General features: G+C 71.4%; 13 protein-coding genes and 3 pseudogenes. 8 read left to right on the top strand and 8 right to left on the bottom strand.

Annotation, left to right across the window (positions count from 1 at the left end):
* Positions 1–1,016 precede the first annotated feature (1,016 nt).
* The 4 genes and pseudogenes from AB0M08_RS39880 to AB0M08_RS39865 form a co-directional block, all read right to left on the bottom strand.
* Positions 1,017–1,433: pseudogene (locus tag AB0M08_RS39880) on the bottom strand (hypothetical protein); the annotation flags it as partial.
* A 343-nt stretch (positions 1,434–1,776) separates the two neighbouring features.
* Positions 1,777–11,364, bottom strand: a pseudogene (locus tag AB0M08_RS39875) (amino acid adenylation domain-containing protein); the annotation flags it as partial.
* Between the two features lie 88 nt (positions 11,365–11,452).
* A complete protein-coding gene (locus AB0M08_RS39870) occupies positions 11,453–12,331 on the bottom strand; it encodes an alpha/beta hydrolase fold domain-containing protein (protein WP_364505294.1) in 879 nt (292 codons plus the stop codon).
* 82 nt (positions 12,332–12,413) lie between these two features.
* Positions 12,414–13,361, bottom strand: a complete 948-nt coding sequence (locus AB0M08_RS39865) for a helix-turn-helix domain-containing protein (RefSeq protein WP_364505292.1) — start codon at positions 13,359–13,361, stop codon at positions 12,414–12,416.
* A gap of 205 nt (positions 13,362–13,566) precedes the next feature.
* On the opposite strand from AB0M08_RS39865, the gene AB0M08_RS39860 reads away from it, so the two are divergent.
* The 4 genes and pseudogenes from AB0M08_RS39860 to AB0M08_RS39845 form a co-directional block, all read left to right on the top strand.
* The gene (locus tag AB0M08_RS39860) at positions 13,567–14,262 is read left to right on the top strand and encodes a response regulator transcription factor (protein WP_364505290.1); all 696 of its coding nucleotides are present in this window, start codon (positions 13,567–13,569) and stop codon (positions 14,260–14,262) included.
* A 35-nt stretch (positions 14,263–14,297) separates the two neighbouring features.
* Complete coding sequence (locus tag AB0M08_RS39855; protein WP_364505288.1) at positions 14,298–15,497, top strand: HAMP domain-containing sensor histidine kinase; 1,200 nt, start codon at positions 14,298–14,300, stop codon at positions 15,495–15,497.
* A complete protein-coding gene (locus tag AB0M08_RS39850; protein ID WP_364505327.1) occupies positions 15,448–16,593 on the top strand; it encodes a DUF3500 domain-containing protein in 1,146 nt (381 codons plus the stop codon). The genes AB0M08_RS39855 and AB0M08_RS39850 overlap by 50 nt, the downstream gene beginning before the upstream one ends.
* A pseudogene (locus AB0M08_RS39845) lies at positions 16,593–17,591 on the top strand (HupE/UreJ family protein); the annotation flags it as partial. The gene AB0M08_RS39850 and the pseudogene AB0M08_RS39845, both read left to right, overlap by 1 nt.
* 231 nt (positions 17,592–17,822) lie before the next feature.
* On the opposite strand, the gene AB0M08_RS39840 reads toward AB0M08_RS39845, so the two are convergent.
* Together AB0M08_RS39840 and AB0M08_RS39835 are read right to left on the bottom strand one after the other, a co-directional pair.
* Positions 17,823–18,254 (bottom strand): DUF2267 domain-containing protein, encoded by a 432-nt coding sequence (locus AB0M08_RS39840; RefSeq protein WP_364505286.1) that lies wholly within the window; start codon positions 18,252–18,254, stop codon positions 17,823–17,825.
* Between the two features lie 89 nt (positions 18,255–18,343).
* On the bottom strand, positions 18,344–18,538 hold the full coding sequence (locus AB0M08_RS39835; protein ID WP_364505284.1) for a hypothetical protein: 195 nt from the start codon (positions 18,536–18,538) through the stop codon (positions 18,344–18,346).
* Positions 18,539–18,562: 24 nt separating this feature from the next.
* On the opposite strand from AB0M08_RS39835, the gene AB0M08_RS39830 reads away from it, so the two are divergent.
* The 3 genes from AB0M08_RS39830 (at position 18,563) to AB0M08_RS39820 (ending at position 21,499) form a co-directional block, all read left to right on the top strand.
* On the top strand, positions 18,563–18,868 hold the full coding sequence (locus tag AB0M08_RS39830; protein ID WP_364505282.1) for a GlsB/YeaQ/YmgE family stress response membrane protein: 306 nt from the start codon (positions 18,563–18,565) through the stop codon (positions 18,866–18,868).
* Between the two features lie 159 nt (positions 18,869–19,027).
* Positions 19,028–20,293, top strand: a complete 1,266-nt coding sequence (locus AB0M08_RS39825) for a hypothetical protein (protein WP_364505280.1) — start codon at positions 19,028–19,030, stop codon at positions 20,291–20,293.
* Between the two features lie 99 nt (positions 20,294–20,392).
* Positions 20,393–21,499 carry a DUF1996 domain-containing protein gene (locus tag AB0M08_RS39820; RefSeq protein WP_364505279.1) on the top strand — a complete coding sequence of 369 codons (1,107 nt, stop codon included), beginning with the start codon at positions 20,393–20,395 and terminating at the stop codon, positions 21,497–21,499.
* 109 nt (positions 21,500–21,608) lie between these two features.
* Here AB0M08_RS39820 and AB0M08_RS39815 read toward each other — a convergent pair whose 3' ends face one another.
* Complete coding sequence (locus AB0M08_RS39815) at positions 21,609–23,600, bottom strand: phage holin family protein (RefSeq protein ID WP_364505277.1); 1,992 nt, start codon at positions 23,598–23,600, stop codon at positions 21,609–21,611.
* Between the two features lie 10 nt (positions 23,601–23,610).
* Positions 23,611–24,180, bottom strand: coding sequence for a helix-turn-helix transcriptional regulator (locus AB0M08_RS39810; protein WP_364505275.1), 570 nt, complete (start codon positions 24,178–24,180; stop codon positions 23,611–23,613).
* 204 nt (positions 24,181–24,384) lie between these two features.
* Between AB0M08_RS39810 and AB0M08_RS39805 the strand changes: the two genes are divergently transcribed.
* Positions 24,385–25,149 (top strand): class I SAM-dependent methyltransferase, encoded by a 765-nt coding sequence (locus AB0M08_RS39805; RefSeq protein ID WP_364505273.1) that lies wholly within the window; start codon positions 24,385–24,387, stop codon positions 25,147–25,149.
* Positions 25,150–25,674 lie beyond the last annotated feature (525 nt).

Raw genomic sequence — 25,674 nt, 5'->3', positions numbered from 1 at the left:
AGTGGTTTCCACGAACAAGTGCCCCCAATCTGGATATTTGCATTGTTGAAACCCGTTGTAATCAACTTGATATGCAAAATCTCGACACCCCGCCTAAATCGGCACCTCCTGATTCAGGAGATGAAGCGGCGCCGCCCGAACTCCCGCCTTGTCGAGCGCGTCCCAATAGGCGCCCGCAAGCCCCGCATCAACCGGCCCGGTGACCAACGGCAGTCCCGGCGTAACGGCATGCAGTAACGATTCCAGCTGGCAGGAGGCGATCACTCCCGGTAGCCGGAACCCGCTCACCGACACCGCCGGCATCCCCGGCGCCGGCGAGTGCCGAACCTCTCCACAGTCGAGCAGCCCGCCGCCCACGATCAGCACGTCCCCCCGCTCCCGCATCCGCGCCAGCGCCCTGCCGGTGTCGAAGCAGTGCGGAAACGAGTCATCCACGACAACGGTGCCCGCCCGAAGCCGATCGACGTCGAGGATCCCGCCTCCTCCGCTGGTCGCCCCGATGACGACGTCCGCCTCGTAGACGTCGTCGACCCCGACGATCCGGATCACGCCGGGGTAGCCCTCCGCTCGCAGACTCTCCGCCAGGTCACGCAGCCGCCCGGCCGCCGCCGGCAGATCACAGAGCAACAGCTCAGCCGGCATCTCCCCGACACCCGGATTCCCCTTCGGCGTTACCCCGGCCCGCGCGCCACCGGCAGGCATCCCGCTGTCCCGCGCGCCACCGGCCGGCATCCCGCTGTCCCGCGCACCACCGGCCGGTACGCCGCTGTCCCGCGCGCCCACCCGTGGTCCGGGCATCGGGCCACGGGCTGCCTGGGCGAGGAGCAGGCGCAGCGACGACGTACCGATCGAGCCGACGCCGAGGACGGCCAGCACCTTGCCCGCCAGGTTGCCGCCGGTAGCCGCCAGGGTCGTCCGGACCACCGAGGCCGCGGTGACCGCGTGCCCGGTGGTGAGCAGCGCCCCGGACCGCACGTGCGCCGCCACCGCCATGCCGTATCCCGTGCGGGCCGGAATCATTCCGGCAAGCGAGACACTCCGCGCCCCATGACCGGCGGCGACGTCCACCGCGACGGCCGCTTCCTCGGCGAGCCCGGGCCCACCGAGCTCGTCGGCGAACCGCGGCAGACACACGAACCCGGACCTCCCCAGCGACGTCGACACGACCTCCAGCAGCCGCGGCGCGTTCCCCGGGAACAACAGCGCCCGGATCGTCTCCCGGTCCAGAGTGGGCAGCTGCGCCCGAACCTGAACCGGCAGCCCCTCCGGAACCGGAAGATAACCGACAAGCGCCGCATCAACGCCCGCCCGTTCCCCGGCTTCCGCTCGCCCTGGTGCGGTGTCGGAGGTGATGCGGTCCCGGGCCGATCCCTCCAGGTCGGCCTGGAGGTCGGCCTGAAGGTCGGCCTGGAGGTCGGCCTGGAGGTCGGCCTGGAGGTCGGCCTGGAGGTCGGCCTGGAGGTCGGCCTGGAGGTCGGCGGCCAGGCGGTCGAGCAGGTCGCCCGGCACGCGCCCGCGCAGCGTGACGCGCAGGCCGTCGCCGGTCGGGCGCGCCGCGAGCAGCACGTCGGTGCCCGGTGGAACGGCCAGCTCGGCGTCCGTGTCGTCCCAGGTCAGCCGCAGGGTGTCGCCGGTGAGTGGCCCGAGCGCCCCGAAGTCCAGGTAGGTGAAGAAGAACTGCCAGCCACGCGGCGCCGTGAATCTCCGGCCCCGTGCCTCGGCCACCGACGCCGCCAGCCCGGCCAGATCACCCGCCCTGCCGGGCCGGACCGCGACCGCCGTGGCGCACGGCCCGAAGATCCTCGCCAGATCCGGCAGCGCATGATCCCTCCCGGTCACCGCCACCCCGATCACCGGTTCGTCGCGACCGGTGATCCGCTCGATGGCCCGGCTGTAGGCGGCGAGCAACGGCGCGAAGCCCGTGGCCCCCGCATCCGCGGCGGCCTTCCGTAGCGCGTCGACCACCGTCGGCGACAGGCTGAAGCCGGACGTCGCCGTGGTCTCCCCGCGCTTCTCCCCGTGCCCCTTCTCCCCGTGCCCATCCCCGTGCCTATTCCCGTGCCTCTTCTCCCCGTGCCTCTCCCCGCGACCGAGCGACGGCCCGTCGTAGGGCGCTTCCTCGGCCTCCAGCCCCTCCAGCAACGCGATGTAGTCCCGGAACGTCGAGGTCAGCGGCGGCAGGACGACACCGTCATAGACCGCGAGGAGTTCCCGTGCCAGCAGCGCCACGCTGTAGCCGTCCCCGATCAGATGGTGCGCGTGCAGCACCAGCACATGGTCCTCGGGCCCGGTCCGCACCAGCCTGATCCGTACCAGCGGCCACACCCCCGGGTCGAACCGATGCGCCCGCTCCTCCTCGGCCGACCACGGTCCTTCCTGGTAGGAAACGGTCAGCCGCGCCTCGTCCAGCACCCGCTGCGCCGGCGGCCGCGCGGCCGCGTCGACCACGCTCCGCAGCATCGGATGCCGGTCCACCAACACATCCACCGCCCGCTGGAACCGCTCCGGATCGAGCGGCCCGGACAGCCTCGGCGCGGCCAGCCACGTGGACGGCGCCCCTACCGCATCGGCCAGCAGAAACCCTCGCTGGCTCGCACTCAGCGCGAACGCCGCCCCGTCCGCCTCCGCCCGCACCGTCGGCGCCCCCGACGCGTCGATCGCGGCCGCCAGCTCACCCAATGTCCGATTCCGATAGATCACGGTCGGCCGCGGCAGTACCGGCAGCTCCCGTTCGAGCCTCGAGAACATCTCCAGTACGCCGATCGAGTCCCCACCCAGGAGGAAGAAGTCGCTCTCGCGGCCGACGTCGCGTACCGAGAGCATCTCCTCCCAGACCGTCACGAGTAGCTTCTCCGTCGTCGACAGCGGCGCTTCGCGGTCCGTCCCGGTGTCGTCCGGCGTGCTCGCCGCCGGCAGGGATCCCGCTGCCAACCGGCTCCGGTCGAGTTTCCCGGTCGCGGTCAGCGGCAGCTCGGCCACCACCTCGATCCGGCCGGGCACCAGATAGGCCGGTAACAGCCCGCTCAGGTATTCCCGCAACTGAACCGCGCTCACCGGGCCTCCGCCAGACGATCCTCCGCCGGGCGGAGCTCCGCCCGGGGAAGTCCCGCCGCGTGGCTGGACCCAGGCCGCCAGGCGTTTCCCGTCGACCCGCACCGCGGCCCGGTCCACCGCGGGATGCCGCCGTAGTACCGCCTCCACTTCGCCCGGCTCGATCCGGTACCCGTGCAGCTTCACCTGGTCGTCGACCCGACCGCGGAACCAGATCGTCGAGTCCGCGTCCCGCATCCCCCGGTCACCGCTGCGGTACCAGCGCCGCCCGTCCCGCTCGCTGAACGCCGCAGCTGTCTGTTCCGGATCATCGAGGTAGCCGTCGGCGACCCCGACCCCACCCAGGTACAGCTCGCCGACCTCGCCGGGCACGCACTCCCGCCCCGCCGCGTCACGCACCTCGACGAGCGCCCCACCGACCGGACGCCCGATCGGTAGATGCACCACCTCGTCACCCGGCCGTTCCCCGATGACGTGGAACGTCGCGTTGATCGTGGTCTCGGTCGGCCCGTACAGGTTGGCGATCCGCTGCCCGGGCCCGAGCAGGTCGAACCAGCGCCGCACATGACCCGCCGACAGTTCCTCCCCGCCGACGTGCACCCAGCGGAGGGCGGACAGGTCGGGCCGTCGCCGCTCGGCCGCCGCCAGCAGTTGCTCCCAGAGAGTGGGCACCGAGCTCCACACCGTGATCCCGTCCCGGACGACGCGTTCGAGCAGCTCGTCCGGATCCCGTACGACCTCCCTGCCCCAGGCCACCACGGTCGCGCCCACCAGCAGCGGAGCGAGCAGCTGCCGTACCGAGGCGTCGAAGCAGGCCGACGCGGTCTGCGCCAGCCGGTCCCCCTCGTGGTACCCGAACTCGCCGATCGCCCAGTCCAGGTAGTTGCTCATCGCCCGCCGGCTGATCACCACCCCCTTGGGCCGCCCGGTAGAGCCCGAGGTGAAGATGACGTACGCCTCCCCATCCCGCGTCACGGAGCGCTCCGGCACCGGAACGTCCATCGTGATCCGGCTGTCGACGAGCACCGAGACGCCGAGCTCCACCGCCGCCGTCCGGGTACCCCGGTCGTGCACGACGACGTCGACGCCCGCCCGCCGAAGCTGCTCGGAGAGTCGCGCCGCCGGATGGGCCGGATCCATCGGTACCCAGGCCGCACCCGCTTTCAGGATCCCCAGCGCGCCGATGACGGTCTCGGCCCCGGGGCCGGTCAGCAGCCCGATCCGGCGCGCCCCGGTCAGCGCCAGAAAGCCACCCAGCCGATCCGACGCGTCATCCAGCTCCCGATAGTTGAGCGGGACCCCGTCGGTGAGCACCGCGATCGCCCCCGGCGTCCTCCGGCACTGCTCCCGGATCCGCTCCGCGACGTCGTCCTCCCGCGCCGCTCCCCGTCCGCCCGACGCGGCCGCCTGTCCGGAAACGACCTGTCCCTCCGGTCCCGAGACGACCGGCCGGCCCGAAGCCAGTTCGGTGAGCTCCGCCAGGAACTCGGCCGCGAACCGCTCGACCGTCGCCGTGCGGAACAACGCGGCCGGATGGTTCCACGAGAAGTGCAGCGCCCCGTGCCGCTCGAAGCACACCAGCCCGAGCCGGGTCGCCGCCGACGCCGTCCCCGCACGTGTCGCCACCACATGCCGCCCCGCCGCTCCCGCGTTCGGGAACCGCGCGAAGCTGAAACTCGCCGGGCTCGCCGTCCGCGGTCCCGCCCCGTCCGCCGCGAGCATCCGCGCGAGGTCCACCGTCGAGACCGACCCGTGCCCTTCGCTCGCCAGCCACGACTCCCGCAGCCGATCGGCGAGCACCTCCGGCGGCTCCCCGGCCGCGACCTCGGCCAGCACCGGCAGCGTATCCGCGAACGGCCCCACCATCCGATCCACGCCGGCCAGCCGCGCCGTCCGCCCGGCCCGGGCGACCGCGATCGGCACCCTGGCCTGCCCGCTCCACCGCGAAAGGCAGCGTGCATATCCCGCCAGCAGCAGATGGAACAGCGTCACCCCCGCCGCTCTCGCCGACTCCCCGAGTGCCGTGCTCAGTTCCGGTGTCGCCGCCACCTGATGCACCGCATAGGGCGGTTCCGGTTCCGCTCCCGGATCACCGTCGAACGGCAGCGCCAAGGCCGGGTATCGCCGCAGCTCCGCCCGCCAGTAATCCAGATCCTCACGCGACGGTCCGGCCCGCCGCGCTTCGTGGTCGGCGAACGTGCCCACGGCCGGCGCCGGCAACACGCTCCCGGAGTAGAGCGTCCACAGTTCGTCCCCGAGAACCGCGAGGCTGTACCCGTCCGCCGCCGCATGATGCGCCACGACGATCAGGTGCGCCCGGTCCTCGTCCTCGACCGCCAGAACCGCCCGAATCGGTGCCTCGCGCGTCAGATCGAACGGCCGATTCCGCAGTTCGCACTCCAGGTCCTCGACCCGTTGTCCCCCCGGCCCGACCACGGTGAACCAGGCGGGCCGTCCCTGCTCGGCCGATGCCACGTGCTGCCCGTCATCCCCGAACCGCACCCGCAACATCGGATGCCGCTTCGCCAGTTCGCCGAGGGCGACCCCGAGCCGGTCCGGATCAACCCTCCCGGTCACGCTTTCTCTGACGTACGCATAGGCCGGCACCCGCGGATACCACCGATTGTTCGTGTGGAACGCCCGCTGGACCGGGCTGAGCGGGAACACGGTATCCCCCGCGAGGTGGCGAACCAGTTCGCCGAGAGTGCGATGCTCGAAGAAGAGCGTCGTGGAGAGCGTCCGCCCCAGCCGTTCTTCCAGCTCCTTGACCAGATCCACGGCCGTCAACGAGTCCAGCCCCAGTTCGAGGAACGCTTCGTCCTCCCGAATCGTCCCCGCTTCCCGCTCCAACGGCCCGGCAAGCAGTTCCCGAACGATCCCGGCCATTTCCCGATGCCCGGCCAGCCGCTCCGGCTCTTTCGCAACCGGTGAACCCGCGCTCGGCGATTCCCCGGCGTGCTCCTGCCGTTCCGGAGGCACGACCAGCACCTGCGCGGCATCCATCGCCACCGCCGCCCACAACGCCGCCGGCAGCCGCCGGAGCGGGAGTCCCCCGCCACCGAGCCCGTGCCCGGCCGCCAGCCCACCACCGGCCAGCATCGGCAGGTTGACCGCGACGAACCACCGCCCGGCCATCCGTTCCGCCGCCGCGTACGCGTCGAGGAAGGCATTCCCCGCCACATAGTCCCCGAGCGCGCCCGCCAGCCCGGGCCGCACCGAGGAGACCGACGAGAGCGCCACGATCAGCGGCCGCTGCCCCCGAAGTGCGGTGGTCAGCAGGACGGTCCCCCGCACCTTCGCGGCCATCCCCCCGGCCAGATCCGCCGGGGTCTTCGCCGCGAGACTGCCCGGCCGCACCACCCCGGCCGCGTGCACCACCACGTCGAACTCGCGCCCGTCCACCAGCGCGGCCACATCCTCGGCGACCGACACGTCCGCCACCCGGTACTCGACCGTGGCCCCGAGCCCGCGCAGCTCCTCGATGAGGGCGGTGGGCGCCGCCGACCGCCCGGCGAGCAGCAGATCCGGCCGTCCACGCCGGGCCAGATCCCGCGCGATCCCGGCACCCGCGGCCCCCGCGCCTCCGGTGATCAGAAACCGCCCGTCCACCGGAGGAGTCCACACCCCACCGGCCTCGACAGCCGCGTCGAACGTCCGCGTCAGCCGCCGGCCGGAACGCCACGCCACGATCTCCGCCGGCCCGGGCAGTGGCGGAGCCCCCGACTCGTACTCCATGGCGGCGCGGCGCAGGGACGCGGCATCGGCCGAAGCGAGGTCCACGATCCGCACACCGAGCCCGGGATTCTCGTCGGCGAGTGCCATGGCCAGCCCCGCCCAGATCGCCTGCGCCGGATCGACGCGTTCCCCCTCCGCGCCGGTGGCATAGAGATCCTCGGTCACCACCAGGACGGACCCACGTCGCGGTACGGCCGCTATCCCCGCCCCCGCCACCGCGCAGACGTCGTCGGCCCCGCCACGGTCGGCCATGACCACGGTCACCGGGCCGCCCCGCCCCCCGTCGGCCGACATCGACTCTCGCCCATCGCCCTCTCCACCGCCGGCCGCGACGGGCCTCCCGCTCCCGACCCACCGGGGCACGGAGAACCGAGGCCGATCGCCGTCCGCCGAGGCACCGAGCGGGTCGGACGCCCAGAAGCGCCGCCGCTGGAACGGATAGGTCGGCAGGTCGGCCCGGCGAGCGCCGTCGTCCATCCGGGAACGGTCAAGCGAGGCACCGCGCCGCCACAGCTCCCCGGCGGTCTCCAGCAGTGCCGCGAGGCTGTCGCCCGCATGAAGAACCGTCATACCGCGTAGCGGCGGAGGCACCGCGACCGGAGCGCCCAGCACGACCACCGTGTCGAACCCGTCCGAGTGCAACCGTTCGACCGCAGCGCCGAGGTAACCTTCCGTGATCACCTGGGTGGCCGTCGCGATGACGTCGACCGCCGTACGGCCTCCCGAAGCCGGAGCCGCGACGGGATCGTCCACGGATGGTTCCGGGCGCACCCCGACGTGGCGCAACTGGGCGGAGAGCGCGAGCCCGAGGGCGACCACGACCGGTCCCGAGACCTCGGCCGGCGCCATGTCTGCCGACAGGATCGACCCGTCGGTGCACCATTCGACGAGGGTCCGGCCGTGAAGGGGCCCGGTCGCCCGCGAGACCTCGTCGAGTGCGGACCGGAAGGCGGGCGCACTCGCATACAGCGCGGCGCCCTGGCCCGGACGCGGTGTCCCGCCGAAGAGGAATGCCACCCGTGGCTCCCGCCCCACCGGCTCGGACGCCACGTCCACCACGGCGAGCCGTTCGACGAGATCACCCTGGGTGACGACACTGGTCCGCCAGGGACCGTCGTCACGCGCCGTGGCGACCGTGGCGCAGACATCCGCCTCACTCAGCGACGGATGCTCCCGCAGATGATCCGCGAGCTCACCGATCGCCGCCCGAAGCCCGCTCTCCGAACGCGCCGAGAGCGTGAACAGATGCGGTCCCGGCGGCACCGGCTCGACGCCACGCAGGGACGGCGTCCGCCGGAGAAGCGCCTCGGGCGGGGCCGCGAGGATCGCATGCGCGTTGGTGCCACCGAACCCGAAGCTGTTCACGCCCGCAACCGGCGGACCGTTCCAGCGACGCCGCTCGGTGACCACCTCGAAGCCGGCGGCAGCCAGGTCGAAGCGAGACGACGGCCGGTCGTGGTGCAGGGACGGCGGCAGCTCACGGTGGTGGAGGGCGAGCACCACCTTCACCAGCGCGGGCAGAGCCGCCACGTTGAGCAGGTGACCGATATTGGTCTTCACCGAGCCGAGCAGCCGGGGCCGGCCGTCGCCCCGGGGCGGGAAGGCGTGGGCCAGCGAGCGGGCCTCGATCGGATCGCCGACGGCGGTGCCGGTACCGTGCGCCTCGACATAGGTGACGTCGGCCGGATCCACCCCGCAATCGCGGTAGGCCTGGGCGATCACCTCCTGCTGGACCAGGGGGTTCGGCGCCATCAGGCTCAGCGATCGCCCGTCGTTGTTGACCGCCGTACCCCGGACGACCGCCAGCACCCGGTCGCGCTCGATGTCCACGGCGTTGGTCAGCACCAGCGCGGCGCCGCCCTCCCCGGGAACGAAGCCGTCGGCGTTGTCCGAGAACGCCCGGCATCGTCCGGTCGGGGAGAGCGCCTGGGCCTCGGTGAGGAGGCGTTCGGCGGTCCCGGAGAGGACGAGGTTGACGCCGCCCACGATCGCGATGTCGCAGTCACCGGCGGCGAGGCTGAGACGGGCGTAGTGGAGCGCCACCAGCGCGGAGGAGCAGGCGGTGTCGACGGCGAGCGCGGGACCGCGCAGGTCCAGCAGGTGCGCGACCCGGGCGGCGGTGAGGTTCCGCAACGACCCGGTGAGAGCATGCGGGCCGGTGAGAGCATGCGGGCCGGTGTGGTCGTGGGGGCCGGTCGGTGAACCCGTGAACAGCTCCGGATAGGAGCTCTCCCCGACCGCGGCGAAGACGCCGATGCGGCGGCCATGGCGGTGTGTACCGCCGTAACCCGCACGTTCCAGGGCCTCGTGGGCCAGCTCCAGGAAGATCCGGGCGTGCGGGTCGAGCAGCCGGGCCTCCTCCTCGCCGATGCCGAAGAACCCGGCGTCGAACAGCGCCGGATCCTCGAGGAACGCGCCGTACCCACCGCCGGGCCAGCGGGTCACCCGAGCGACGCTGTCCCGCCCGTCGAGCAGGTTGTCCCAGAACCGCTCGGGCGTATCCGCATCCGGGAACCGGCACGCCATCCCGATGATCGCCAGGTCACCCCCGGCCGGCCGCTCGCCCGTCCCGGCCGGCGCCGATCCGCCGGACCCGAGACCGCCGGAGAAGAGGCGGTCGGGCAGGAGCCGGTCGGACGAGCGGGGGCCGGACAGGAGACGGTCGGCCAGAGCCGTGACGGTGGCGCAATCCCGCAGGTCGGCGGGGTTCAGGGTGCGCCCGACCGCGTCCTCCAGATGCGCCAGCACCTCCATCGCGCCCAGCGACGACCCACCGATGGCGAGGAAACGGTCGTCCGGCGCGATGCGCTCCGCGGGAATCCGCAGCACCCGTGCCCAGACCTCCCGGACCAGGTCCTCCGCCTCGGCCCGCGTCCGCAGCACGCGCACCGCCGGAACACGCTCAGGCGGCTCCTCGGCAGACGGTGTGGCCTCCGGGACGGGCTGCAGGCGCGCACGCAGGACGTTCCGGCGCAGCTTGCCGCTGGTCGTCCGGGCGAAGGCGCCGTTCGGCACGACCTGCACCCCGACCCCGTCGTACGCGAGCGCCTCGGCGACCCGGCGCCTCGCGCGCTCCGCCACCCCCGGATCGGCACGCACCGCCGGCGCCGCCAGGAAGACCACGATCCGCTCACGACCAGTCCCCGGATCACTCGTGCCGACCACCGCGACCGGCCCCGGCCCGAGCCCCGGCGTCGCCGTCACCACCTCCTCCAGGTCGGCGGCGTGGAAGTTCCGGCCGTGCACGAAGAGGACGTCCTTCTCCCGCCCGGTCACCACGAGCCGTCCGCCACGAAGAAAGCCCAGGTCACCGGTGCGGAGCCAGCCGGCGTCGAGCGCGGCGGCACTGGACCCGGGATCGCGGTGATAGCCCCGGGTGACGTTCGGCCCACTCACCTGGATCCGCCCGACGAGCCCCTCCTCCACGACCTCCCCGGAGTCGTCCACGATCCGGATCGCGCATCCCGGCACCGGATGGCCGACGTCCATCACCTCGGTCGCCGCGACGCCGTCGGCGGCGTCCACCGCCACGCCGCGCGCCAGTGCCGCCCGGCTCAGTCGCACCGGTCGCGCCGGCTCTCCCATCGGCGGGAAGGAGACCGCCACGGTCGCCTCCGCAAGGCCGTAGACCGGCTGCATCGCGGTCGGGTCCAGCCTGGCGCGTGCCAGCTTCCCGGCGAACGTCCGCCACACGGAGGGCGAGATCGGCTCGGCACCCACCATGAGAAGCCGCACCGCGCCGAGATCCAGCTCGTCGAGAACCGAATCGGGCACCCGGCGCGCGGTCAGCGCCAGCGCGAAGTTCGCCGCCGACAGCACGGTCGCCCGGTGCCTCGCGGCCGTCCTGAGCCACAGCTCGGGCCTCTTGGCGAAGCTGAGTGGACCGATCCTGACCTGCTTGCAGCCGACGTGAACCGGCACGAGGTGGGTCCCGATCAGGCCCATGTCGTGGAAATACGGCATCCAGGTGACCACGACGTCGTCCGGTCCGGTCCCGCTCGCCGCGGCCGCCTGCTCCAGGTTCGCCACGAGGTTGCCGTGGGTGAGCTCGACACCCTTCGGCGTGCCCGTGCTGCCCGACGAGAACTGCAGGAACGCCAGGTCATCCGGGCCGACCGCGACCGGCTCGGCCAGGGGCACCGACGCACGCAACCCGGCCGGCGAGAGCACCCGGAACCCATCCGCACCGCTGACGCCTGCGCCGGGCCCCGTCGCACCGAACCCGGTCATCGCCGGCTGAAGCCCGGAGAGTCCCGAGTCGCCGGCGACCGCGGGACCGTCGAGGAACCGCCACACCGCTGCCACGCGCCCGGCCTCGGGAGGCAGCGGCACCGCGACGACGCCGGCCAGAATCGCGCCCCAGAAGAGCGGCAGGAACTCGCTGCTCTCCCCCACGACCAGCAGCAGCGGATCACCGGCCGCGAGACCCGAGGCCCGCAGACCACCGGCGACCCGCAACGCCTGCGCGTAGAGCTCGGCATAGGTGGTGGCCACCTCACCGCCGTCGCCGTCGACATGCACGACGACCTGCTCCGGTGCCTCCGTTGCCGCCCTGATCAACACGTCGGTCAGCGTCATGATCATCACCCTATCGACGCGAGTAAAGCCTCGGCCGGTCCCGATTTCCGGCTCGGAGACAAGACTTGCGTTTGACCCAGGGGGAAGGTCAATAGTCGACGCAGGACCGGATGTGACTCACGATGGCGTCCCGGCCGGCGCGCGACTCAGGGACAGGGAGCAGTGGATACACGTGGATCGCGCCCGGCTCCTCGTGATAGGTCAGGGCCGAGGTCAACGGCAGGCGATCGCGGAGGGTGCGACAGTCGGCCAGCGTGATGTCCCGGGTGCCGACCAGGATCTGGAGTGGCGGCAGGTCGGTGAGATCGCCGTAGAGAGGACTGACCCGGGGATCCGTCAGTTCGAGACCCCCGGCCCACGCGGCGGCGATCGGGCGCAGACCCGGCCGGGACAGCCAGGGGTCGAAGGGCTGGATCGCGTCCACTCCGGGGTTGGCCATCGACAGGTCGAGCCACGGGGCCAGCACGGTGAGGCCCGCTATACCGGTGGGCCCGGTGGCCTGGGCGGTGAGCAGCGCCAGTCCCCCGCCGGCCGAGTCACCGGCCAGGTAGCAGCGCCGGCCGGAAGCGGTCAGCGAGGTCACCACCGCGGTGACGAACTCGAGGGCCTGGAGGCCGTGGTGAGCGGGCGCGAGACCGTAGATCGGCACGTACACGTCACAGCCGGTCCGGGTCGCGATGTCCGCGATCAACGACCAGTGCTGCGGCACGATCTCGCTGGTGTAGGCACCGCCGTGCAGGTAGACCACCACGGTCTCGCTGGGCTTCGCCCCGGCCTGGAGCCGGTGGACGTCGAAGCCGTGCGCCCGGTCCACGCTCAGGCGGAACCGCTTCGCCAGGCCGGACGGCGGGGTCGACGGGCCTTTCGCCCGATGCAGCGTCCGGTGGCCGGCCTCCTCGCTGAGGAACCGGCGGCGGTAGGCCAGCCGGGTGAAAGCGGCCACACCACGCATCTGCCAGCTCGCCACGGTGCACTCCCTCGGTTCGTTTTCGTCGACGGTGCCATCACCGGACGTGCTTGATCAAGGAGGAGGCCCACGAAAAGAGTGGTCACGACGCTTTCTGGAACGCCGACCGATAGCCCTGCGGACTGGTTCCGACCACTCGCTTGAATCGGTCACGGAAGGCGGTCGGCGACCCGAATCCGACCTGCGACGCGATCCGGTCCACCGAGTGATCGGTCGACTCCAGCAGATACTGAGCCTGCCGGATCCGGTTCCGGTGCAGCCACTGCAGCGGCGTCGTCCCGGTCTGCTCCCGGAACCGCCGGTTCAGCGTCCGCGTGCTCATCCCCGCCCGCGCCGCGATGTCTTCCAAGCTCAGATCGCGTACGGCATTCTCCTGCATCCATGTCAGCACCGGTTCGAGCAGCGAACCGCGGGGTGTCGGCGGCTGATCGTGCACGATGAACTGGGCCTGCCCGCCCTCCCGCTCCAGCGGCATCACCGACAGCCGAGCCGCGTCCGCCGCCACCGCCGAACCGTGGTCCCGGCGGATCAAATGCAGACACAGATCGAGGCCCGCCGCCGCTCCCGCCGACGTCAGCAGCCGCCCGTTGTCCACGTACAGCACATCCGGGTCGACGTCGATCTCCGGATACCGCGCGGCCAGCGCCCCGGTCGCCATCCAGTGCGTGGTCGCCCGCCGCCCGTCGAGCAGCCCGGTCGCCGCCAGGATGAAGGCCCCCGAACAGATCGAGGCAAGACGACTTCCTTTCGCGTACGCCCGGCGCAGAGTGTCCACGACCTCCCCCGGCACGGTAGCGGTCACGTCCGCGCACCCCGGCAGCACGATGGTGTCCGCGTCGAGCAGCCCGTCCAGCCCGTACGGCGCGCGAAGGGTGAACGACCCGGCGTCGACGGTTGGCGAGATAGCACAGATCCGCACCCGGTAGGGCGCCCGGCCGTCCGGCAGCCGCGTCCGCCCGAACACCTCGATCGGCGTGGCGAGATCGAACGGAACCACCTGGTCAAGCGCGAGTACGGCCACCGTATGCACGTACCGAATCTACGCCCCGGCAGAAGGAGCACGGTTGGCGAGAACTCATTGGAACATGGCAGTCCAGCCACTTCCCGGAGAGGCGCCTGACCAGCGTGCACAGGCCGGCTTCATGAAAGCTTCACACTCGCCGCGCTAGGAGCTTGATCCGGTAACGGTTGGCTGGATGCATGGCGCTAATCATCCTGATATTTACCCTCATACCATGACACAGCGGATTCTGGTCGTGGATGACGAGGCGAAGATCCGGATGACCGTACGCGGATACCTGGAGGCGGACGGCTTCGAGGTGATCGAGGCGACGGACGGCCCGGCCGGCCTGAAAGCGGCCCTTGCACACCGGCCGGATCTGGTCGTCCTCGACGTCATGCTGCCCGGGATGGACGGGCTCCAGGTGCTCCGGCATCTGCGCGAGTCCAGCCAGGTCCCGGTGGTGCTGCTGACCGCCCGGGCCGAGGAGATCGACCGGCTGATCGGGTTCACCGCCGGCAGCGACGACTACGTGACCAAGCCCTTCAGCCCCCGTGAGCTCGCTTTACGGGTACGGGCGATCCTGCGCCGCACCGAGAGCGGCGGCCCGGAACCGGACACCGCGCTGCGCTTCGACGGGCTCACGATCGACCCGGCCACCCGGACCGTGCTGCTGGACGAGGACACGCCGGTCGAACTCTCGGCACTCGACTTCGACCTGCTCGTCGCGCTGGCCCGCTCCCCCGGTCGCGTCTTCACCCGGCGGGGGCTGCTGGCCGAGGTCTGGGGCGCGGACTTCTTCGGCGACGAGCGCGTGATCGACGTCCACGTCCGTACCCTCCGCAAGGCTCTTAACGACGACGCCGGAGCGCCTCGTTTCGTCGGCACGGTGCGCACGGTCGGCTACCGCTTTGTCGGAACCCCGCTGTGACCGGTTTCGCAAGGCGCATCAATCAGCGTTTGTCATTGCGCGCCCGGCTCGCCCTCTCGCACGTCTTCGTCCTGCTGGTCGCGCAGGGCACCGTGCAGATCGGCATCCAGCTGATGAAGGGCCCGAACCGGAAGCCTTTCGACGCCGACGTCGCGATCCGGTTCGGCATGCTGACCGGTGCGGTGACCGCCCTGGTGGTGGGCGTGCTGCTCTCCCGTTTCCTGCTGCGCCCGCTGGACGACGTCCGGGCGGCCACGCACCGTCTCGCGCAGGGCCACTACGGCGACGTGCTGGCCGTCCCGGACGACCCCGAGCTCTCCGGACTGGTCGGTGACGTGAACACGCTCGCGTCGGCGCTCGCCGACACCGAGCGCCGACGGGCCCGGCTGGTGTCCGAGATAGCCCACGAGATGAAGACCCCGATCACCATCCTCCGGGGCCAGATCGAGGGGCTCGCCGACGGCATCTTCCCGCCGGACGAGGCGATGTTCGCGTCGCTGACCGACGACCTCGCCCGCCTGGAGCGCCTGGCCAGCGACCTGTCCAGCCTCTCGGTGGCCGAGGAGGGCGCGTTCGTGCTGCACCGCCGCCCGGCCGACGTCACCGCGCTGGTCCGCGCCGTCGCCGAACGGCTGCGCCCACAGTACGACGACCACCGGGTGACACTCTCGGTCGGCACCCCCACCCCGCCGATCGCCGCGGAAGCCGGCACCTCCACCCCGCCGATCGCCGCGGAAGCCGGCACCTCCACTGAGGAAGCCGGCACGCCCGCCCCGCTGATCGCCGAGTGCGACCCGGACCGGATCACCCAGGTGCTGGTCAACCTGCTCGGCAACGCGCTCGGTGCCTGCGATCCGGGCGGCCGGGTGTGGATCGGGGTCAGCGCGCTCGCCACCCCGCACCCGCATGTCCGGGTGCAGGTCGCCGACGACGGCATCGGCATCGACGCCGCCGACCTGGACCGGATCTTCAGCCGGTTCGAGCGCGTCGGGCACCCGGGCCGCCCGGCACCCTCCGGCGGCAGCGGTATCGGGCTGACCATCGCACGCGGCATCGCCCGAGCGCACGACGGCGAGGTCGTCGCGGCGTCGGCGGGGCCCGGCCGGGGCGCCATGTTCACCCTGACCATCCCGGTCCGGGGTCTCCCTCCGACAAGACAGGACGTCCATGATCAGGCGTTTGGCAGTGGTGACCAGCGTGATGCTGGCGACGGCCATGGTGGCCGGTTGCAGTGAGAGCGACACGAGTCCCACCGCGGTGGCCGGCTCGGCCGGCAAAGACCCCGGCGGCCGGCCCTCCGGGGGTCCGGGCGGAGGCGGGTTCGGCAACCTGCAGACCTTCACCGCGGAGAACCTGAACACCGACGGCGACAGCCCCGGTGGCGCGAACACCGCCGCGGTGGTCACCGCGGTGAACGCGTTCCTCGCGACGCTCGACGGCGACACCAAGGCGAAGGTCAACCTGGACTTCGACGACAGCCAGGCCCGCCAGACCTGGTCCAACTACCCGGCGACCGTGGTGGCCCGCAAGGGCGTGGCGCTCAAGGACCTGACCGAGGCGCAGCGTACGGCGGCCTTCGCGATGATGAAGGTGGCGCTCAGCGACGCGGGTTACCAGCAGATCCTGAACATCCAGAAGGCCGACGACTACCTGAACACGCTCGGCGGCAACGGCGCGGACGGGTTCGGCAGCCTGGTCGACTATCAGGTCGCGGTCTTCGGTACGCCGTCGGCCACCGCGCCGTTCATGGTCCAGTTCGGCGGGCACCACCTGGCCCGGAACCTGACCTACAACGGTGACAAGGTCAGCGAGACCCCGCAGTTCGTCGGCTCCGAGCCCACCTCGTTCACCTCCGGCGGGGCGACCGTGACACCGGTCGGCGACGAGTCCGCGGCGATGTTCGCGATGGCCGCCTCGCTCACCGACACCGAGAAGGCCGCCGCGAAGCTGACCGACGGCGCGTACGACGACCTGATGATGGGCCCGACCCACGACGACGGGGTGTTCCCGGCCTCCCAGGGTGTAGCGGTCTCCTCGCTGACCGCCGCGCAGAAGAAGCTGGTGCTCGCCGCGATCGCGCCCTACGTGAACGACCTGGCCGACGCCGCCGCCGCGAAGCTGCTCGCCAAGTACGAGTCCGAGCTGGACCAGACCACGATCGCCTGGGCGAACAACACCGGGCCCACCGACGAGAGCAGCTACCTGCGGATCGACGGCCCGAGCGTCTGGATCGAGTTCATCAACACCCGCAGCCAGAGCACCCCGGACATCCACTATCACTCGGTCTTCCGCGACAAGACCGACGACTACGGCAGCACGAAGCCCAGCTGATGATCAAGCGCCTCCTCGGGGCCGTCCTTCTGGCATATACGGTCATCGCCCTCGTGGCACCGACCGCGGCCCAGGCCCATCCGATCAGCACCACGGCGATCCTGCTCGATCCGGGCGCCGACGGCGTGACCGGAACTGTCCAGCTGCCGATCGACCGCCTCGAGGTGGCGCTCGACGAGCCCCTGACGGCGACCAGCGTCCTGGAACCGGCGACGCTGGCGAACCTCCGCGCCTACGTCCTCGCGCACACCGCGGCGGAGGGCACCGACGGCGCCGCCTGGACCGTGGGCCTGACCGGCGGCGCGGTGGAGAAGGTCGACGACGTGGACCACCTGGTCTTCGGCCTCTCCCTGACACCGGCGAACGGGCGGGTCGGGGACGTCACGCTGACCTACGACGCGATCCTCGACCGGATCGTCTCGCATCAGGTCTTCGTGGCGGTCAGGTCCGGAGACGCGTACACCGATCTGGGCGTGCTCGACTGGCGGCAGCACACCGTCACGGTGCCGGTCACCACTGCGGCCCGGGAGACCGCGGGCTTTAGGACGGCAGTGCTTCTCGGCGTACGCCACATCGCCGAGGGTTCTGATCATCTGCTGTTTCTGATCATGCTCCTGCTGCCCGCGCCACTGGTCGCCGGTGGACTCCGGCGCAGCGTGACCCGGGTGATCCACGTGGTCACCGCGTTCGCGATCGGTCACTCGATCACGCTGGCGCTGGCCGCGCTCGGCTACGTGAACGTGCCGTCCCGCCCGGTCGAGGCGCTGATCGCCCTCTCCGTTCTGGTCTCCGCGGTGCACGCGATCCGCCCGCTGGTCCGCGGCGGCGAGGCGTGGATCGCGGGCGGTTTCGGCCTGATGCACGGGCTCGCGTTCGCCGCGCTGATCGAGGACCTGGGGCTGAACCGGGGTTCACTGGTCACCAACCTGCTCGGCTTCAACCTGGGCATCGAGCTGACCCAGCTGCTCGTGGTCGCGCTGCTGATGCCGTCGCTGCTGGTGCTGAGCCGCACGCGGGTCTACCCGGTGTTCCGTTTCGGACTGGCGGGTGCCGGGGTGATCCTGGCGAGCGCCTGGCTGGCCGAGCGGACCACGCTGATCGCCGCCGACCCGCTGGAACCGGTGACGGACGCGCTGGTCGCGCACCCGTTCCTGGTCGCCGGGTCGGTGGCGGTGCTCGCGGCGCTCAGCGGGACGATCCCGCGGTTGCGCGTACGGGAAGAGGGAGCGTCAGAGAGTCGCCCGGCGGGCGATCGTGGGGGTCTCGGTCGTGGTCGGCGCACGGCTGCGGAGCAGCGGGCGGAGGTCGGCGGAGACCAGGTGGGCGACGTCGGCGGGACCGACCGGGAAGCCGGCCGTGTTGAGCTCGCCGAGCACGACTCGCGTGAGGAACGCGCCGTCCGGGCCGTCGACGTATAAACGCTCGGCGATGCGGGTAAGGAAGCGGCCGAGATCGACGATCTCCACGATGCGAGAGGTGTCGGGTTCGGGCAGTCGGTGGCGCACCTCACCCGGAAGCGGGTCGATCAGGCGGCGATAGGCGGGCGCGGGGAGCAGTTCCCCCAGGACGGTCAGCACGGCAGCGGCGACGCGGCGGGACTCGTTGCGGCCGTGCAACCGGCCCCTGAGCTGGATCCGCGCAAGCAGGTCGTCCTGGGTCATCAGTGACCTCTCCTTACCGAGAATGGGTCGCCAGGCTTACCCTCACCCCGCGCGCTCAAACACGCCCGCGAAGCCCCGGCGGGCGGTCATCATGCCCGCGCTTGATTGCCGGTTCGGGCCGGGAACGTCACAGGCTTGTTGATCAACGGGAACGGTTTGCCGACAATCGGGCCGAGAACCCGGTGCGTGACGGCCGTGTCTCCGCGGGTGACCAGCCCGGCGCCCGGCACCGGGTTCACCGCGCACGGCGGGTTTGACGCGGGGCTCACCATGGGCATGGTCATCCGAGAACCATGGGGAGGCATTCAGTGGACGCTCAGGACCTCATCGCGGCGATCGTCATCGGCGCGATCATCGGCATCGTGGCACGCATCATCCTGCCCGGCCGGCAGAACATCGGCATCATCCCGACCGTGCTGATCGGCATGGCCGCGGCCGTCGCCGGCACCTGGGCCTCGCAGCGCTGGGACGTACACAGCGACAAGCTCTTCACCGTTTCCGGTCACCATTTCGACTGGGCCGTCGTCGCCGTCCAGATCGGCATCGCCATCGTCGGCGTCGCCATCGCGGCGGTCCTCGCAAAAACGTTTTCAACGGACCGCATCGACGATTAATCTATCGCCCCATATCCACCTATACACACAAGCGCCCCGACACGCCCGAACGTCGGGGCGCTTGTCGTCGCCGGGTTCTCAGGATTCAAAGCACTCCGATACCCCGACGTAACGCAGTTAACATCTAATTGATGGATGTCAATGCGAGGGATACTTTCCGTGGCCCTGGTCCTGGCCACGTCCCTGTCCGCGTCCCTGTCCGCGTCCCCAGCCTCCGCGTCCCAAGCTTCCACGTCCACCGCTCTCGCCGGTTCCTCGGCGTTCGCCGTCGACGACCCGACATGCTCCTGGAGTGGACGGGTCAGCGTCGACCAGCGGAACACGCTCTTCCCGGAGAGTCACGCCGCCTACTGGGCACTCCCCTTTCCCTATCATCCCGACCTGAGCATCACCATCACCGGTGAGTTCCCGGCGAGCCGCTTCATGTCGCTCAGCGTCTACAAGGGTGAGGGCGGCGCCTTCTCGGTCAACGAGGTCGAGTCCACCATCACCGACTACGAGATCCTGCCGGACGCCGGCACGGTGAACCCCTGGCGCAGCTCGGGCACCCCCGGCACGTACACGATCCAGATGCTCGCCCAGCCCACCGCCGGCGTCGCCAACACGCTGCCGCTCGCCCCCGACGACGCGATCGACGGCACCTCGCAACGGCTGGTGTTCCGGATCTACCTGCCCGACGGCGACGACTTCGACACGGTGCCGATGCCCCAGATCACCCTGCACCGCGACTCCGGCGACTTCACCCTTCCGCTCTGCTCGTCGGTGTCGACGGCCCTCGACGAGGCCGATGCCGACGAGACCACCGCTGACGACGACGTCGCGGCGGCCGCCGACCCCGGCATCCGGTTCTACCGCCCGACCGGCGACTTCGGGATCCTGCCGAACACCGACACCGGCTACATGATCGCCAAGATGACCCCGCCCACCGGCGACCAGGTCCTGGTGGTCCGCGGCCGCGCCCCGACCTCCGCCGACGGCAGCACCCCGCAGGTCTGGCCCCGCCGCGGTGTCCAGCTCCGCTACTGGTCGATCTGCACCAACCTGGACACCGCCGTCCGCCCGCTGGTCGCCAACACCCTCCCCGACGGCACCGTCGACTACGGCTGCCGCAACGACGACGAGGCGATACTCGACCGGCACGGCTACTACACGTTCGTGGTCGGCACCGAGGCCCAGCGCGCCCGGATCGAGGCCATCCCCGGCGCCACGTTCGTGCCCTGGTCCCAGGACCGCCCGGCCACCCAGCACATCATCTTCTTCCGCAACATGCTGGCCAACACCCAGTTCGCCGAGGCCATCCAGAACATCACCACCCTCGACGACCCGGACGCCTCGGCCGCCGTGATGCGCGACTACTACCCCGAGGACGCCCTCTGCGACCTCACCACCCTCGAAGCCCACCACGGCACCTGCGGCTGCCTGTAGCCACCGCCGGCGGGCCGGAGCTCCCCCGGCCCGCCAGCCCGCCGCCTCCCCGCATGTCGGCGTGAACGCCGGGACGCCGCTACTCGTCGCATGGTCGTGGTGACTTCTTCCGCGCGAGGCCCCGTCGTCGTCACCGCCGTCGGCGCGGTCCTCGTGCTCGCTGCCGGCACCGCTCTGTGGGTGACCCGATCTGATCAGCCGCCGACCGTGGGCGCCGTCCCGCCCTCCACCGCGCCGCCGGCCGCGCCGTCCATCTCGGCCACCGCACCCACCTCGACGGCGGCGTCACCCAGCGTGGCGAAGACCGTTGCGGCGAGCGGGTGGATCCCGGTCGATCGGACGGAGTGGAAGGCGCAGGTCACGGCGTACCGGAAAACTCAGACGCAACCCGCCGGCGATGCGGGGAACCTGGCGGAGTTCCGGGCCGACTGCACCTACAGTCACCGGAAGCCGGACGACCCGATCGTCGCGCCGGGTCTGCCGGGCGCCTCGCACATGCACTCGTTCGTCGGCAACGAGGCCGTCGACGCGCTGACCACCGCGGCCGACCTGCAGGAGTTCACGGCCACCACCTGCAAGCCGAAGGTGGACCACTCGTCCTACTGGGTGCCCACGCTGTACGACGCGAAGACCGATGAACCGGTCGAGACGACGGGCTTCCGGGTCTATTATCGATCGATCCGCGACAATTCCACGGGTGTGCTGCCGATCCCCAACGGCCTGCGGATGATCGCCGGCGACGCGAAGAAGAAGGAGCCGACGCCGCGCGGAGCACAGGGCCAGTTCTACTGCGCCTTCTACGGCCCCGGCGACATCGACGGTTACGCGCGCAGCACGAACGGCAACTGGCCGATCTGCGCCGAACCGGCCACCCTCCACTTCATCCTGCAATTCCCGGACTGCTGGGACGGCAAGCACCTCGACAGCCCCAACCACAAAGACCACATCGCTTTCGGTACGAACGAGAGCTGCCCGAAGGACCATCCCGTCCGCATCCCCGCTCTGACGTTCGACATCGCGTACGGTGCGAAGGGCTCCAAGGCCGGCTACTACCTGGCCTCCGATCCGGACGGGAAGAGCGCCTCCTCGATGCACGGCGACGCCTTCCTGATGTGGGAACCCGACGCGATGAACCAGCGGGTCCGCAACTGCATCGCCCAGCGCCGCACCTGCAACAACACCGGCTACGACCCGTTCAACTACTGACCGGGAGGGCGGCCGGCCGGCCCAGCGGCCGGAAGATCGCCGTCAGCGCGAACGCCGCGCCCACCGCCGCGGTGGCCCGGGGCGCCCCACCACGACGTACCGGTTCCACTCAGGAGCCCCGGGCCTCCTCCTTTCGGCCGATCCACCGCAGCAACTGCCGGTGGACCGTCTCGGCGCCGTAGAGCACGCCCTCCTCGTCGAGCAGCTCCGGATCCACCGGCCACTGCGCCGGGTGGAGCAGGACCGCCTCGTTCTGCCAGCCGCCGAGTCCACCGTGGCAGCCGACGAGCTCCTCGAAGGCGTGCACCTCTCCGGTGTTCCGGTCCAGCGTCGAGTGGACGTACACATCCGGGGCATGCGTCATCGCACTCACCCGGAGCAGGTCGCCCGCCGCGCGGTGCCCGAAGGGCGCCAGCGGGTCCTCCCCCTCGATCACCCCCTCGGCCAGCACGTGCACGCCGCCGGGACCGATCGCGAGCGGGCCGCGGGCACTCTCCACCACCACGAAACCGATGCCCGGTTCGGCGAGCAGGCCCGGGATCAGCCGGGGGAAGTGCTCGTTCAGCGTCTCCAGCGGCGCCCGGCCCTCGATGCGCGGGAACCAGACCAGGCCGAGGTTGCCCGAGCCGACGACCACCAGCTCGGGGCGTTCGCCGTCGGGAACGGCGCCCTTGCCCCGATCCGGGCCGATCAGCACGCCCGCCGCCGCGCCCCGCCGGCGGGCCATGACCTCGGTGAGCATGGCGTTGAGTGGGCCCCAGACCTCGGCGGTGCCGGTCTCCGCGAGGGTCGCCGAGGCCGCGACGAACGCGTGCGCGCGGACCGCCTCCTCCAGGCTCCGGCCGGTGAGCTGCCGGAACGTGGCACCCTGGCTCTGCCCGTGGTCGGAGAGCACGACGAACCGGTAGTCCCGGGTGGCCGCGGCGGCGACCTTCTCCAGCGTCGCGAGCACCCCGTCGAGACCACCGAGCGCGGCGAGAGACTCGGGGCGGACCACCCCGGCGTGGTGGGCGATCTCGTCGTAGTCCACGAAATCCACGAAGATCACCGGAGCTCCGGCCATCATGTGCTCGGCCACGACAGCGACGTTCACATCCCTCAGGAGTACGTTGGTGAGCCCGCGCAGGGCCACGTAGGAGGCCTTCCGGTCGACCCGTGGCTCGATCCCGCGCAGCCGCTGCTGACGGCCCTGGAAGACCTCCTTGATCATCTCGCCGACGGTCCGCAGCAGCGCCCGGACCAGCACGAACGGGCTCGCGAAGAACCGCAGGTAGGAGTGCCCGGGGCCGAGCCCCCGCTGGGCGCGGCTCATCACCATCAGGGCGGTCGGCGCGTCGCCGCTGAACATGTTCGACACGCTGACCCCGCCGTCGGCGAGCAGTCCGCGGCCGTCCGAGTGTCGCTCCTCGATCACCGCGGTGTCGGCCGGCCGGTTGGCGACCATCAGGCGGCCGGTGTCCTTCTCGTACCACCGGAACGCCGGGATGCCGTCGTTGCGCCCGTGCAGCAGACCGGCCTGGCTCGCCGGGGTGGTCGACGGCACCCGGGCCCACCAGCGCTGGAGCGTGTACTCCCGGGAGCGGACCCAGCGGGTGAGTGTCGGCAGGTTCCCGGAGGCGACCGCGAACTGCAGGACCGGGTACGGCAGCCCGTCGATCTGGACGATCACCAGACCGGGGGTGTCGGCGTCGCGTACCGGAAGACGACGGCCGCGACGGATCAGATCGGCGACCAGATAGCCGCTGTCGTTGACGCCGAGCAGCCAGCGGATCACGGTCAGCACCAGCGCCACGATCAGCATCGTCGCCACCGCCGCCGCGGTGCCCGAGGTGTCCACGCCGGGGACCACGAGCAGCGCGAACTGGATCAGCGCCACCTGCACGAGGATGCCGAGGACCAGGGTGGCCACCGCGCCTATCCGGGTGCTCAGGGCGCGCAGCGACCACCGGCAGAGCGCGTCGGCGGCGGCCAGGACCACCGCGATCAGCAGGGCGGTCCACCAGCGCGGGATCGCCAGGCCGTCCAGCAGCCACGCGGCGACCAGCAGCGCGAACGCCGTCGGGAGCAACGCCAGAAGTGCATCACGGACATCACGCCCCATAACGGGTATTCTAGGAGCTCCCTGGCCCCAGATGGGTGCGCTCACCGTCATGATCCAGGATGCAGAGGATCTCCGCCGGGCCGCCGGCCGAGCCGAACGCGTGCGGCACCATCGTGGAGAACTCGGCCGCCTCCCCCTCCTCGACCAGGATGGTCCGCTCGGCCAGCCGCAGCACCACGGTCCCGCTGAGCACGGTGAACCAGTCGCGGCCCGGATGCACCCGGAGATCGGCGGGGACCGGCCGGTTCACCCGCATCTTGGCCACGGTCATCCCGGCCGGGGCACCCTCCCGGGAGAGCAGCCAGGTGGTGATGCCGCGCTCCTCGTTATGGTGCGGCCGGATCACCACGTCCTCGTCCCGCCCCGACTCGACCAGCTGGTCCAGGCTCGTCCCGAGCGCCCGCGCGATCGGCGCGAGCTGGTCCAGCGCGATCCGCCGGTGTCCGGTCTCGATCCGGCTCAGCGTGGACGGCGTCAGGTAGCTGCGGGCCGCCAGCTCATCGAGCGTCCAGCCCCGGGCGACCCGCAGCCCGCGGATCCGCTGCCGGACGAGCGCGTCCAGCTCACCGTCTTGCGTCATACGCAAAAGATTATGCCCATCCCGCAAGGTCGCGCTAGCGTCATGGCCATGGCACACCACCACTCACACGGCGAACCCCCCGCTCACCAGCACGGACACGGGCACGGGCATGGGCAGCACGGCCATGGGCAGCACGGGCACGGGCATGGCGACCCGCAGCACGGGTACGGCCAGCACGGCCATGGGGACAGCGGGCTCGCTCAGATGCTCGACCTGGACGCCGAGGTCCTGAGCGATTTCTACCGCGAGGTCATCGCCTGGGCCGGCGCGCTCGTCCCCGCCTCCCCGCGGATCATCGACCTCGGCGCCGGCACCGGCGTCGGCACCCTCGCGCTGGCCCGGCACCTGCCCACCGCCGATCTGACCGCGGTCGACGTCGACGAGGCGATGCTCACCCACCTGCGCGAACGCGCCGCCGACGCCGGTCTCGCCGACCGGGTGCACACCGTCCGCGCCGACCTGGACGGCGAATGGCCGGCGCTCGGCACCGCCGACCTGGTCTGGGCCTCCGCCTCGATGCACCACATGACCGATCCCGATCGGGTCCTCCGCCAGGTCCACGACATCCTCCGCCCGGGCGGCGCCTTCATGATCACCGAGCTGGACGGCTTCCCGCGCTTTCTCGCCGACTCCCCCGACACGGCACTGGAGGAGCGCGCCCACGCCGAGCTGGCCGCGATGCGCCTCGAGGGCGGCCTGCACATGGGCGAGGACTGGGGCGCCCGCCTCAAGTCCGCCGGTTTCACCCTCGAGGGCGAGCGCCGCTTCGAGATCTCGCTCCCCGCCCCGCTGCCCCCAAAGGCCCGCCACTACGCCCAGGTCACCCTGGACCGCGCCCGGCAGCGCCTGATCGACCGCCTCACCCCCGCCGACGTGACCGCCCTGGCGAGCCTCGCCGCCTCCGCCCCGGCCAACCCGGCCCTGACCCTCCACGCCACCCGCGACATCTGGATCGGCCGCCGCCCCTGACACACCTCACCCCTCCTCCGCCTCCACCCCACCCCGCACCGCCGCACCGCCCCGCCGCGGCTCCAGCTCCAGCTCCACGTCTCGATCTTGGCAAGACATGCCCATATATCGACCCGAGCTTGCCAACATCGGGGACGTATCGGGAGTGAGCGCGCGAATCGGAGCGCGGTGGATCTCTGCGGCTGGCGTTCATAGGTCACCCCGCTGGTCAATTCCGGCGGGATCGCGGGTGGGCGTTCTCGGTCACGGTCCGGGTCGGGGATTATCCACAGCCGGGGTTTGTCCACAGGGCCCCGGGCCAAGATCGCTGTTTTCTGCCACTGTTCCGTTAGGGATGGGGGTTTCCCCCGGTCGGGGTGGGCCCCGGCTGGCCGGATTTGATCAACATTTCATGATCAACTGCGGGGATGATCTTGGTGGCTGGCGGTGAGGGGTGTGTCGGCGGGCTGGAGTGACCCGTGTGCGCCAGCTTTCCCGGCGCGGCTGGTGGTCAGGGGTCTCTCGGGCGCCCGAGACACCCCTGAC

The organism is Actinoplanes sp. NPDC051851, from assembly GCF_040681165.1.
Classification (GTDB): Bacteria; Actinomycetota; Actinomycetes; order Mycobacteriales; family Micromonosporaceae; genus Actinoplanes.
The sequence above is the reverse complement of the archived record's forward strand: the minus strand, read 5'-3'. Positions and strand labels throughout refer to the sequence as shown.

Bases quoted from the DNA above. Each gene is read 5' to 3' on its own strand.
- AB0M08_RS39860 (WP_364505290.1), top strand. From the start codon at position 13,567: ATGACACAGCGGATTCTGGTCGTGGATGACGAGGCGAAGATCCGGATG.
- AB0M08_RS39840 (WP_364505286.1), bottom strand. From the start codon at position 18,254: ATGACCCAGGACGACCTGCTTGCGCGGATCCAGCTCAGGGGCCGGTTG.
- AB0M08_RS39835 (WP_364505284.1), bottom strand. From the start codon at position 18,538: ATGACCATGCCCATGGTGAGCCCCGCGTCAAACCCGCCGTGCGCGGTG.
- AB0M08_RS39815 (WP_364505277.1), bottom strand. From the start codon at position 23,600: ATGGGGCGTGATGTCCGTGATGCACTTCTGGCGTTGCTCCCGACGGCG.
- AB0M08_RS39810 (WP_364505275.1), bottom strand. From the start codon at position 24,180: ATGACGCAAGACGGTGAGCTGGACGCGCTCGTCCGGCAGCGGATCCGC.
- AB0M08_RS39805 (WP_364505273.1), top strand. From the start codon at position 24,385: ATGCTCGACCTGGACGCCGAGGTCCTGAGCGATTTCTACCGCGAGGTC.